The sequence below is a fragment of the Bifidobacterium callitrichos DSM 23973 genome (assembly GCF_000741175.1).
GTDB classification, from domain to species: domain Bacteria; phylum Actinomycetota; class Actinomycetes; order Actinomycetales; family Bifidobacteriaceae; genus Bifidobacterium; species Bifidobacterium callitrichos.
On the sequence record NZ_JGYS01000021.1, the window covers coordinates 1 to 12,954 of the forward strand.

General features: G+C 62.5%; 10 protein-coding genes. 2 read left to right on the plus strand and 8 right to left on the minus strand.

The annotated features are described in order from the left end of the window. Nucleotides 1–332 (plus strand): transposase (locus tag BCAL_RS09930; protein WP_162178548.1); only part of this gene is annotated, 332 nt, incomplete at its 5' end. Between the two features lie 272 nt (nt 333–604). On the opposite strand, the gene BCAL_RS09935 is transcribed toward BCAL_RS09930, so the two are convergent. From BCAL_RS09935 to BCAL_RS12870, 4 genes are all read right to left on the minus strand, one after another. Continuing rightward, the gene (locus BCAL_RS09935; protein ID WP_043166785.1) at nt 605–1,990 is read right to left on the minus strand and encodes an MFS transporter; all 1,386 of its coding nucleotides are present in this window, start codon (nt 1,988–1,990) and stop codon (nt 605–607) included. A 141-nt stretch (nt 1,991–2,131) separates the two neighbouring features. Continuing rightward, on the minus strand, nt 2,132–3,289 hold the full coding sequence (locus BCAL_RS09940) for a sensor histidine kinase (protein ID WP_043166783.1): 1,158 nt from the start codon (nt 3,287–3,289) through the stop codon (nt 2,132–2,134). A gap of 71 nt (nt 3,290–3,360) precedes the next feature. Continuing rightward, nucleotides 3,361–4,005, minus strand: a complete 645-nt coding sequence (locus BCAL_RS09945) for a response regulator transcription factor (RefSeq protein ID WP_043166782.1) — start codon at nt 4,003–4,005, stop codon at nt 3,361–3,363. Nucleotides 4,006–4,116: 111 nt separating this feature from the next. Next, entirely contained in the window at nt 4,117–4,488 is a 372-nt protein-coding gene (locus BCAL_RS12870) for a hypothetical protein (protein WP_152600400.1), read from the minus strand. A 322-nt stretch (nt 4,489–4,810) separates the two neighbouring features. On the opposite strand from BCAL_RS12870, the gene BCAL_RS09955 reads away from it, so the two are divergent. Next, complete coding sequence (locus tag BCAL_RS09955) at nt 4,811–6,103, plus strand: FAD:protein FMN transferase (protein WP_043166780.1); 1,293 nt, start codon at nt 4,811–4,813, stop codon at nt 6,101–6,103. A 352-nt stretch (nt 6,104–6,455) separates the two neighbouring features. Here the strand turns inward: BCAL_RS09955 and BCAL_RS09960 are convergent, their stop codons facing one another. The 4 genes from BCAL_RS09960 to BCAL_RS09975 form a co-directional block, all read right to left on the minus strand. After that, nucleotides 6,456–8,303: an ABC transporter ATP-binding protein gene (locus BCAL_RS09960; protein WP_043166777.1), complete on the minus strand. Its 1,848-nt coding sequence runs from the start codon at nt 8,301–8,303 to the stop codon at nt 6,456–6,458. Nucleotides 8,304–8,388: 85 nt separating this feature from the next. Beyond that, nucleotides 8,389–10,173, minus strand: a complete 1,785-nt coding sequence (locus tag BCAL_RS09965; protein ID WP_043166775.1) for an ABC transporter ATP-binding protein — start codon at nt 10,171–10,173, stop codon at nt 8,389–8,391. A gap of 292 nt (nt 10,174–10,465) precedes the next feature. Then, the gene (locus BCAL_RS09970) at nt 10,466–10,939 is read right to left on the minus strand and encodes a MarR family winged helix-turn-helix transcriptional regulator (protein ID WP_043166803.1); all 474 of its coding nucleotides are present in this window, start codon (nt 10,937–10,939) and stop codon (nt 10,466–10,468) included. Nucleotides 10,940–11,021: 82 nt separating this feature from the next. Further along, nucleotides 11,022–12,050 (minus strand): aldo/keto reductase, encoded by a 1,029-nt coding sequence (locus BCAL_RS09975; RefSeq protein ID WP_052119244.1) that lies wholly within the window; start codon nt 12,048–12,050, stop codon nt 11,022–11,024. Nucleotides 12,051–12,954 lie beyond the last annotated feature (904 nt).

A 12,954-nucleotide genomic window follows, 5' to 3' on the forward strand; every position in this document is an offset into this window, starting at 1 on the left:
ACATCTACGAGACCAGCCGCACGTCAGGCGAGGCGTGGGTGCGCTTGCACCGCCTGTGCTCGTGGATGATGCACTCACGACTGGAACCCATGAAGGACCTCGCCCGCATGATCCGCAGGCACTGGAACGAGATCCTGGCCTACTTCACCCACCCGTACACCAACGCGGTCCTCGAGGGCGTCAACAGCGTCATCCAGAACGTCAAACGACGAGCACGCGGATTTAGGAACATGGACTACTTCGCCACCATGATCTACCTGACCTGCGGCAAACTCGACCTCAAAGCAGTCACCGCCTACCCCCCCCCACAACCCACCACAAACAGCGAATAGCCAGAAAAAATTTTGAAACAACAGTCTTGATTTTTGGGCGCAGTCGAGGTAGTCGGGGTTTTCCGATGGTTTTACTCACGGTGAACCGTTGGGAAACGGCCAAAATTCAAGCCATCTCCCGATTCGACATGTCTCACCATGTGGACATCGGGCGCCACTGTCTCACCCTCGTTCCGCATCGCAAGACGCTGCAAACGTTCGCGGCTCCCGCATCGCGGCCCCCTCTGACGAGGGGGCTGGCAGCCGAAGGCTGACTGGGGGAGAGCCAGGCGTCAGCCCTCGAGCACCGCCATCACCCTGCGCTCGTCGTAGAACGCGAAGACCACGCCGCCGATCGCGCACAATACCGCCGCGCACACGGCGGCGATGCGGTAGCCTGCACCGGAGGCCATGCCGATCGTCGAGACGCCGGTGAACAGCAGCATCGCGACCGACTGCCCCATCTTCATCGCGAACGTGCGGGCCGCGTAGAACATGCCCTGACGGTCCTGACCGGTGGTCTTCGAACTCGCGTCGGCGATGTTCGCGACGATCGCCTGCGGCAGGATGCCGAACGCGGCCATCGGGATCGCGCCGACTACGGACAGGATCAGCCCCTGCGCCATCGGAGGCAGGAACGACACCGCGCCCGAGCCGAGCGCACCGGCGAACGCGAACGCGCAGGTGAAGATCACGAACGCGGCGAGCAGCGGGCGCTTCTTGCCGGCGCGGTTCGCGAGGATGTTGACCGGCACGTAGAACAGCACCGAAACGCCGGTCATGAGCACGAAGTAGATGGTCGTCGTGGTCTCGGGGAGCTTGAGCAGACTCGTCACGAAGAACGGCAGACCGGTCTGGAACGTGGTGATCGCCACCCAGTAGACCACGTCCGAGCAGACGAACTTGCGGAACTCGCCGTCGGAGAAGGTCTGCTTGAGCGATTCGACGGTCGATTCGGAGGTCGGCTTCGAGTCGACGTAATCGCGCTCGTTGATCGTCAGCGGCGGCACGAGCATGCACAGGCAGGCGACGATCGCCATGATCGTGAACGTCAGACGGATCGCGCCGACGCGTCCGAACGAGCCGACGAATCCGCCCCAGATGACGGGCGCGACGTACGCGACCGCCGTGCCGGCGACCCACGTGAAGGAGATCGCGGTGGAGATGGCGAGCTGCTGCTTCGAGTCGTGGCCGAGTTCGGCGATCAGCGCGTTGTACGGCGTGCAGTAGAACGTGAGCGCGATGTAGTAGCCGATCACGGTGACGAACAGGACCGCGGCGTTGGCCCAGCTGGTGCCGTTGACCGGACTCCAGAACACGAGCACGGTGACGAGGGCGAGCGGGGCGGCGGCGAATTTGAGGAACGGCATGCGTCGGCCGGATCGCGCATTGCAGCGGTCGGACAGCGAGGCGACGGCCGGGTCGACGAACGCGTCGAAGAAGCGCGCGAACGCGGTGATGCCGCCCACCACGGTGACGACACCGAGGATCGCGAGGCCCTGCGGCACGAACACGGTCTGGCCCTGCGCGATGGTCTCATTGTCCGGCTGGTAGAAGTAGACGAGCCAGTTCGAGATGATGCCGCTGAGCAGCGCCCAGCCGAACTGGCCGACCGCGAACGCCCAGATCTTGGCGCCCGGCAGGTCCCTGACCGTGTTGTTCCTCACCACATCCATCATCACCACACCTCCGTGACGAGTGTTCCGGCATGTCCGATTATCGATGTATCGATGGCATCCGACCGCCAGCCTATGCATGGCACCCACCGGCCGCCTCGCACCCTCGCGCCGGCACCCAGTGTTGACACAGTGTCAATCGTATCATGGGCGCTCGTATGGCAGTCGGATTCGTATGGTCCAGGTGTTGTCCTCCAGCGTGGTGCGCATGGTGCCGTTCAGACGGCGGATGATGTCGCGGTGCGTGGCGAGCCCACGCCCGGAGGATATCTTTTGTTCCCTCTGCCGGGAGCCGAGGGTAACGGTGTTCATCTGGACGATGCGTATGCGTCGTTCGTCGATGTCCACCAGCAGCGAGTAGTCGTCGCCGGGAACGCAGTGCCGACGTATGTTGGCGAACAGCTCCACCAATAGGGAGCGGACCTCCTCGCGCACATCAGAGTCGTACCGGTCGAGAGTTTCGTCTCCAGTCACGCCGGCCGTCCCTTCGAATCCCAGTGCGGCGAGCTCGCTGCGTCGTGCCTCGACGAATTCAGACAGCGAGCCCGATCCTGATGTCCGCGGCTCATGCGGTTCGGACAATTCGGCGGCGCCGATGTCCCGAGTTTCATTCCTCGCGCGGCCACCGTCATGCGGTGTGGGTCCGTGCGCATCGGAGACGTCCATGCGCAGCTGGTCGATGACGGCGTGCGCGCAGTCGAGGGCCTCGCGGGTCTTCCCGTCGATCCTCTCCAGGGTCTCCCTTTCCACGCCGTCGGCGTCCAGCATGCGCGTGTTGGCGATGGTGATCACGTAGGTCAGATCGTTCGTCAGGATGTCATGCAGCCGGCGCGCGGCCAGCATGTCGCGTTCCAGCATCGCATTGCGTTCGCTCAGCATGCGGATGCGCAGCAGGTCCCTCTGCCGTTCGCCGTACGCCCGATACCGGCGGATGCCGTATCCCACCGAGACGCTGACGCACTGGACGATGAGCACCGAGACAGCCGGCCCCACGCCGATTCCCATCAAAGCAGGGGCGAGAAGATTCACCGCCGCGTTGACGACGAACAGGCCCGCCGCCACCCACATCGGAGCGAGCAGGAACACGATCCCGAACGCCGCGGCCACGCCGAACACCATATGGGAGGAATTGAACGACGGGACCGCTATACACAGCGTGGCCGTCAGGATCACGACGACCGACCCGGCCACCGGCCTCAACGCCACTGACAGGCACGCCGCCGCGTACACCACCCCGACCACGACGTACGGCCAACCGCCCGCGGCCAGACCGCGACCCGAATACACGTCCAGGGCCAGCATGCAGCACATCATCGCAAGCAACGCCAGCCTGCGCGCCACACGCCCCCGTACCGGGCGCCCCCTCCGGCCGGTCAATGCGCCGGCCTGTCGCACAGCCACATGGAGACCAGATGCACGCGGTTGCGCGCCCCAGCCTTCGCGATGGCGCGCTTGAGATACGTGTTCACCGTCGCCTCGCTCAACCCCAGTCGCCCCGCGATATCAGCCGACGTGTCCCCGCGACTGCACCACGCGACGATCTCCCGTTCGCGATCCGACAACGCCGCCATCCCCGACACCACATGCGAACCCAGCCGCTCGAACGCGTCCTCGGGTGAGGCGAAGACGACATCCCCATAGGTTCCGGGAGCATCCTTCGCGTGCACGAGCGCATCCACCAGCCCCTTGAGGTCCGCCTTGCCCACGATGGCCTGTGCTCCTACCTTGGCCGCATCGGCCGCGTACTCGTCAAGGCTGAACGAGGTCACCGCGATCATCACGGTCCGTGAATCCCGCTCACGGACCGCCCGAATGACCGACAGACCGTCCATGCCTCCCATCGACATGTCCACCAGCAGCACGTCCACCGGGGACGATCTCAGGCAACGATCCACCGCCGTCCGCCCCGAATCGGCCAGCCACACGACCACATACCCCCGCGGCAGAACACGACGCAAATACCCGGCCATGGCATTCAACGCGAACACGTCATTGTCCACCACGCCGATCCTAACCATCAACCATCCCCACGGCCGCTCCAATCAAACCACTGCCAATCCTACCCAGCACTACGCCTTGCACAAGCCAAGCAGCTTCAACTTGCCGAATTCGACAAGCACCATTTCCACTTATAGAATACTTTCGAATAAGTAAAATTCATTGTTCTGGGATCCTTTGATGATCACCAATGTATCGTAACCGTTGAAAACGGTTTTATGCGGTCTTCCATACAACGCACTTGGTTGTACGTCAAGATCAAATTCGGCTATCGTGCCGGCGATGATGCTCTTATCATCTTCAGTCAAATTACCCGTGGAGTACGATTCGTCATCCAGAACGGTATCGGTCACCTCCTCATTATCCGCAATCGCGATCCTGTAGTATCTGAATCCATCACCGTGGAAACTTGTCTCTGACTCATCTTTCAATACCTTTACCTTTTCAGGAAAGGTTATCGAAAACTTTGAGGATATATCGTCAATCGGATTGTACGTCGCCATGTTTATAGAATATGAAACAACTACATATATTAGTGGACCAAACACGACGATAAGCACAATCGCGATCAGACAAACAATTACCAGCTTATTCCCTGAAGATGATCTATCATTCAACATCTCTCCTTTGAAATATCTACAGCACATTCATATTGACTGCTTTGCCTTTCGGACATTTACCATGATAGAGAAAGAGCATCTCCATCGGAAACGCTTGTCATCATTTCTGGGACTTACCAATGCGGTGGCATCACCCCGTTCATTCGCGATCGCAACCGCAGGGATGAGTTATCAGGAGTCACCTAACCCCCTTACGATGAGACGTATGAGCACACCTGTCCCACCCGTACCGCATATGATGGCGTTCCCGCACGCGCTCGGTACCGGACTGCTGATCCAATCGCCGCTCGACCCGGACGGTTTCGCGATCGACGACTCGCCCTCCTCGGCCTCGAGTCCGGCACGGCACGGCATCTCGAACTACGACGCGATCGACATCCTCATCGACGAGTACGAGCAGGCGCTCTCCCGATTCTGCATGCACTCGCTCGTCGACGAGATGCGCCGCGCGGCACACGGCGGCTCATTCGACTTCCCCGACTGGGCCGGCCCGCTCTTCGACCTGTATGATGCACTCGTCCACGCCACCGACGGCGCGATCGACCCGTGCATCGGCGAGGACCTCATCCGACTGGGCTACGACGCGCGCTACTCGTTCCGCCTCTCCCCCGACGCACTCACAACAACCGACTCCGGCACAGGCGAGCACACCGACGGCGGCAACCTCGCCGGAGACGCCACCAACGACCACAGGCGTCCCGCCAAATCACCAGTCGCCGCAGAGACCGTCTCGGCATCGCCTGCCGCCGCAACCGGCTGGAACCTCGGCTCGATGCATGGTCGTGCCACCTGGCGGGAGGATGTGGAACGTCGCGGCACGGGAGGCACGACGCTCGTCACCCGCCGCCCGGTGGCGCTCGACTTCGGCGCATGCGGCAAGGGCTATCTCGTCGACCTCATCGCACAGCGATTCCTCGACGACTCGGGTTCCCGCTACGCCATCGACGCGGGCGGCGACCTGCTCATCCGATCCCCTGACAAACCGCTGACCATCGCACTCGAAGACCCGACGAACACCGAAAACGCGGTCGGCACCGCGCAGGTCGGCGCGGGCGCGTTCTGCGCGAGCGCCCCCAGCCGACGCCACTGGGAAGCGGCCGGCCACCGGCTGCATCACCTGCTCAACGCCATCGACGGCCTGCCCGAGAACGACGTCGCCGCCACATGGGTGTGCGTGCCCATGTCCACACACACCGCCGTGGACCGCCCCATCAGCACCGACTTCCCCACCGCGCTCGCCGACGGCGTGGCCACGGCCCTGTTCACCACACCGGCAAACCAACTGCACAAGCGGCTGGCCGAATACACCGCGTCGCAACGCGACTCGCAAGGCACCCCTCATGACAGCCCGTCCAACACCGCGCACACCACATCACCCGAGCCCAATGCCGCGTGCACCACAACCCCGGATTACGCGGCGTTCGAGTGCGCCGTGCTCAATTCCGACCGCACCGTCGTGCGATCGGCCGGATTCCCCGGCGACTTCTTCATCCGGTAGCGCCACTCAACATACGTCAATCGTTCTAAGAACGTTATGTGGCAGAATCACGTGCCACTCAACGCCAAAATGATCGATTTTCGCTTTGAGTGGCAGCAGCCTTCCGCCACAGCCAGCCGCTGTGTCACATCAGCAATATTGACAGTCTGTCAAAACGGCTATTTTCCAACGATTCTCATTGCCATCACACTCTCTTGGACGACATCAGCCAATCGCAATGGAAGTCATGCCTGCCACTCAACGCAAAAACACATGGAATCCGCGTTGAGTGGCACGGTTTGCTGCCACATAATGCGATTCCCATCAATTTTGGCGTTGAGTGGCACGACATACTACCCCACGGCGCGCGATACTAGTCGGCGAGCGCGAACTGGCTGTTGTAGAGGTCGGCGTAGAAGCCGCCGGCTTCGAGCAGCTGCTCGTGGGTGCCGCGCTCGATCACATCGCCGTGGTTCATGACGAGGATCATGTCGGCGTCGCGGATGGTGGAGAGGCGGTGCGCGATCACGAACGAGGTGCGTCCGACGGTGAGCGCGTCCATCGCCTTCTGGATGAGCTCTTCAGTGCGCGTATCGACCGAGGAGGTGGCCTCGTCGAGGATGAGGATCGGCGCGTCCTGCACCATCGCGCGGGCGATGGTCAGGAGCTGCTTCTGCCCGGCGGACAGGGACGTGTTCTCGTCGAGCACGGTGTCGTAGCCGTCCGGCAGGGACATGATGTAGTGGTGCAGGCCGACCGCCTTGCACGCCTCCTCGATCTGTTGATCCGTGACTCCGGGCTTGGCGTAGGCGATATTCTCGCGCACGGTGCCGTGGAACACCCACGTGTCCTGCAGCACCATCGAGAACTGTTCGTGCACGTTCCATCGCGGCACGCTCGCGGTGTCGACGCCGTCGATCATGATGCGTCCGCCCGCGATCTCGTAGAAGCGCATGAGGAGGTTCACCATCGTGGTTTTGCCGGCGCCGGTCGGGCCGACGATCGCGACCTTCTGTCCGGCCTTGACGGATGCGGAGAAGTCGTGGATGATCGGCTTGCCGGGCTCGTATTCGAAGCGCACGTGATCGAATTCGACGTCGCCCTTCACCTCGCGTCCGCCGGCGTACTTCGTGCCGAGCAGCGCGGGCTTGGCCGATTCGTCGGCCATCTCCGGCTCCTCGAGGAAGCCGAAGACGCGCTCGGATGCGGCGGCGCAGCGCTGGAGGTTCTGGAACGCCTGCGCGAACTGGCTGAGCGGCTGCGTGAACAGTCGCACGTACATCATGAACGCGACGATCACGCCGAATTCGATGTCTCCGTTCATCGCGAGCGCGGCACCGACCACGCACACGACCACGTAGCCGAGGTTGCCGACGAACATCATGAGCGGCATCATGAGTCCGGAGAGGAACTGCGACTTCCAGCCGGAGTCGTACAGGTCGTCGTTGTACTTTTCGAAGCGTTCGATCGAGTCAGCCTCGCCGTTGTACGCCTTGACGATGATGTGGCCGGCGTACATCTCCTCGACGTGTCCGTTGACGTCGCCGAGTGCGATCTGCTGACGCATGAAGTAGCGCTGCGACGTCTTCATGATCGTCATCATGAGCACCATTCCGAGGAGGCTTGCGCCGATCGCGGACAGCGTCATGATCACGTTGTTGTAGAACATCATGACGAGTGCGCCGACGAACAGCGTGGTCGACGTGATGAGCGAGCCGAGCGACTGGCCGAGGGTCTGGCCGATCGCGTCGACGTCGTTGGTGATGCGCGAGAGCACGTCGCCGTAGCTGACCTTGTCGAAGTAGCTCAGCGGCAGCTTGTTGATCTTGACGCTGATCGATTCGCGCAGCCGCTGGGCGGTGCGCTGGGTGACGTTCGCCATGAGCCAGCTCTGGATGTAGCCGAGCACCGCGTATCCGACGTACAGGGCGACGAGCGTGAAGCCGATGCGCGAGACCGCGTCGAAGTCGACGGCGCCCATGACCGGTTTGCCGTGGACCATCGCGGGCAGACCCTTGGTGATCTCGTTGGTCATGTCCTTGAGCTTGTCCGGTCCGATGATCTGGAACACCGTTCCGGTGGCGCCGAGCACGAGCGCGATGATGATGACGGGGATGTAGTTACGGCAGAAGCGCACGAGCTTGCCCATGGTCTGTCCGAAATCCTGCGGCTTTTCGACGGGGCCGCGTCCCGGTCCGCCGCCCATTGGTCCTTTTGGCATATCAAAGTCCTTTCATATTCATGCATTCATGCATGCGATTCGTAGTGTTGCCGTGTTGTCGGCTGGGATTGGCTGCGGGCGACGCCTACGCCATCAGTTCGGTCTGGCTGAGCTGCGATTCGGCGATCTGGCGGTAGACCTCGCAGTTCTCGAGCAGTTCGCGATGCGTGCCTTCGCCGACGACGCGCCCCTCGTCGAGCACGACGATGAGGTCGGCGTTCATGATCGTGCCGATGCGTTGGGCGACGATGAGCTTGGTCGCGTCCTTCGCGTGGGTCGCGAGCGCGTCGCGCACCTCGCGGTCGGTCCTGAAGTCGAGCGCGCTGAACGAGTCGTCGAAGACGAGGATCTCCGGATCGCGGTAGACGGCGCGCGCGATGGACAGGCGCTGCTTCTGGCCGCCGGACACGTTCGAGCCGCCCTGCGCGATGGACGAGTCGAAGCCGTCGTCCATGCGGGCGACGAATTCACTGGCCTGCGCGACGTCGGCCGCCTCGCGGATGCGGGCGTCGCGGACGTCGTCGCGCGCGGGTTCGCCATGCGCCTCGTCACCGTACGAGATGTTCCCCGCGACGGTTCCCTTGAACAGCACGGAGCGCTGCGGTACGTAGCCGATCTTGTCGCGCAGGTCGCGGATCCGGTAGTCGCGCACGTCAACGCCGTCGACGAGCACCTGCCCTTCGGTCGCGTCGTAGAAGCGCGGGACGAGGTTGACGAGAGTCGATTTGCCGGAGCCGGTCGAGCCGATGAACGCGACGGTCTGACCGCGCGTGGCCTTGAACGAGATGTGCTCGAGCATCGGTTCACGCGAATCGGGGTAGGTGAAGCTCACGTCGCGGAACTCGACCTCGCCGCGCAACGTTGTTTCACGTGAAACAGGCGCGGCTCCCGAGCCGTCCTTGACGATCGGCTCGGTGTTGATGACCTCCAGCACGCGCTGCGCGGACACGTCGGCGCGCGGCCAGAGCACGAACACCATGCTCATGAGCAGGAAGCTCATGATGACCTGCACGGAGTAGCTGGAGAAGACGACCATGTTGGAGAACACGGTGAGCTTGTCCGTCAGGGCGGCCGCGTCGATGAGATACGCGCCGATCCAGTAGACGGCGAGCATGAGGCCGTTCATCACGGTGTTCATCAGCGGCATCATGATGGCCATCGCGCGGTTGGTGAACAGCTGCGTGTCGGTGAGCTCCTTGTTGGCCTTGGTGAACTTGGACTCCTGATAGTTTTCGGCGTTGTATGCGCGCACGACCTTGAGGCCGGTGAGGTTCTCACGCGCGACCAGGTTGATGTTGTCGGTCAGCGCCTGCATCGCCTTGAACTTCGGCATGACCATCGCCATGAGGACGACGATCGTGACGAGCAGCACGACGACCGCGATCGCGGTGGCGGTCGTCCATTCGACGCCGTCACTGGAGATCTTGGCGACGGCCCAGACCGCCATGATCGGCGATTTGACGATGAGCTGCAGACCCATCGTGATGAACATCTGGATCTGCGTGATGTCATTGGTCGAGCGGGTGATGAGGCTGGCGGTCGAGAACCGCTCCATCTCGGCGGGGCCGAACGACTCGACCCTGCGGAACTCGAGCGAGCGCAGGCGACGCCCGAAGCTGGCGGCGACGCGCGCCGAGATGAAGCCGGTGACGATCGCACAGGCGACCGATCCGAGCGAGACGAGCAGCATCTTGCCGCCGGCGATCCAGATGTCGGCCATCTGGCTGCCCGGCGTTTCGACGAGCCTGGTGATGTCGGACATGTAGTCGGGCAGCTTCAGATCGAAGTAGACCTGTCCGACGATGGTCACCAGCGCAAGAAGCATCTGAGCGATCTCCGATTTGGAGAGGTATTTCATGATGCGAAGCATTGGAATCCCCCTGTTTGGCTTGGGTTGATTTGGACTGAATTGTGAGCTGTGGGTTGAGCTGCGGGCCGGTTTGCGGGCCGGACCGGGTTGAGTTGCGGGCCGGACCGAGCGGATTGACCGTGGTCATCCCGCAATCCGCCCCGGACCCCGCCCAGGCCGTTCCGACCGTGCGTACCAACCCACAGCCTTCCGAAATAGTTCTGAGTCTTAAATTATTTACACCCAGAGATATTACACGCGATGCTTGGCGTTTCCTGATAATGCGGCCAGAGAAATGGACTCGCTTACTGCCTTACCGCTCGAACGCCTTGCGCACTTCCTCGGCGGTGGGGCGCGGCTCGCCCGGACGGCAGATCGACATGTACGTCATGAACTCGCTCGACAGATCGACGAACTCGCGCGTACGCCGCTCCCCCATCTGCGAGAAGATCCAGCACACCGCCGAACGCATCTCCTCCATATCGCGCCGGGCAGTCGTCTCACCGTCCCGCGTCAAGCGGACGTGCACGACGCGACGGTCGTCGGGGTCGGATTCGCGCGTGATCATGCCCTTCTTCTCCAACGCGGACAGCACGGTGGACACGCGGCCCGAGCTCACGCGCAGGGCGTCGGCGATCTGCGAGGGGGTCATCGCCCCGTGGACCGCAAGCTGGCGGATGACGAAATGCTCACCATGGGCGCCGCGCGTCACCTCCCGCTGCATATCCGACTTGTGACACCACACCTTGGTGGCGAGCTCGTCGAACGCCTCCTGCTCGAACCCCATACACGCCTCCATTTCGAGAGCAATCTCCCATAGATTATCTCATAGCGTAAACAACTTTCACCGAGAGCTATCTGCGGCGCCCCTACCCCAGCGTCGCCATCTCCTCGTCGGTCAGACGCAGGTCGACCGCGGCGAACGAGTCGCGGATCTCGTGCGGGTTGCGCGCGCTCGGAATCGTGAACAGTCGATCGTAGCGGGTCAGCTCCCATGCGAGCACGACGCGCTGATACGAGACACCGCGCGCGGCCGCGACAGTGTGGAACGGATCGTAGGCGTGCGTATCGAACGGGTCAAGGAACCCGCCGAGCGGCGACCAGCAGACGAAGTCGAGGCCGAGTTCGGCGCAGTGCGCCATCGTCGACTCCGGATCGGGGTGGGATGGCGAGAACTGGTTCTGCACGGCGATCAGTCCGGCCCCGAGGATCGCGCGGGCGACGTCGATCTGCGCGTTGTCGACGCGCGAGATGCCGGCGTAGCGGATCACGCCCTCGTCAAGCAGGGTCTTCAGCGCACCGATCTGATCCTCGTACGGCACGTCCGGATCGGGCCCGTGCGAGTACAGCAGGTCGAGCGCGTCCACACCCAGATGCAGCGCGGACTCCTTCGCGTCACGAATCATCGTCTCGGGCCGCGAATCGGCCATCCAGCCGTACCGGCTGCCGGCCGCCTGCAGACGCTGGCGGGATTCGCCGGGCTCATCTCGTGTAGCGCCATCACCGGACACGTCATCGGACACGCCGTCGGACGCCGCGACCACGTCGATCGTCCTGCGATATCCGGTCTTCGTGGCGACGAGCACCTCATCGCGCGGCCCGTCCCAGCTGGCGAGCGCGTCGCGCACCAGCATCTCGCCGTAGCCGAAATCGCCGGCCACACCGGTGCCGTCCGCACCGGGCGCGCTCGGCAGGTAGTACGACCATGCGGTGTCCAGGTAGCGCACGCCGGCGTCAAGTCCAGCGTGGATCGTGGCGATCGCCGTATCGCGATCCGGCCGCCCCTCGATCGACAGTGCCATCGTGCCCATGCCGAGGCGCGGGATGCGATGCCCCGCGAAATCTACGTCATTCGCATAATCCGTCGCGCCACGCAGCGCGGAATCCCCGTTGCTCATGACTCCATCATCGCACGAAGGCGAGGCTACCGGACGCGCCACGCCACGCGAAACCGCACCACGACAAGCAAATGCCGGACAAATGAGACATCGAAGCGCGAAACGCCGCAAGGGCAATATCGAACCGGTCCAATTGCCGCGTTTCCTGTGATATACGTAACAAAATATGCGAGAAGATGTCCAAATACTGGCCAAGGGGGCACCCCGAGACTATAGTGGATTCATGTAAGGCACCGAAGCCCTCAAAGGAGAACCCGAGGAAGGGGAATATCATGGAACGGAACGTTTGCTGCATAGCCGGCTGCACCCATCAGGCGGAGGAGGCGGGCATGTGCGGAATGCACTACACCGCGGCCCTCGTCCACGGAGCACTGCAATACGCGACACCTGCCGGGCGTCCGTCGCGTTCCTGAACGCGCGACACGACGTCGGACGACACGGGACAAACCATGAATGATGAACGTCGAAAAGGTCGGCCGAATCGCACATATTGCATGAATCGTGAGTAGAGCAGCCCATGGACGGGCGATGCGCGCGGAACTGCGAACACCGTGCGCGGGAATGCTGGATCGAACCCAAGTCGAAGAGGATCGAAGAAACCGGGGTCACAACACCATCGGACATCGCGGATGACTGACACCACGACTGACAGACGTATGCTTTGAGCCGCACAACGGCGAACGACATGAGTCGACGCAATCGCAGATATAACAGAACGAACAATTGAACTACGCACGTATAAAAGCGACCGAAAGGTCGCTTTTTTCGTTTATCACGCCCTCATCACCCCATCACCCGTCACCCAACGCCCACTGCACAACCCAACGCCCAACACCCCGCCACCCAACACCCCGTCACCCCAACATCCATCACCCCATCACCCCTCACCCCATCACCCCTCACC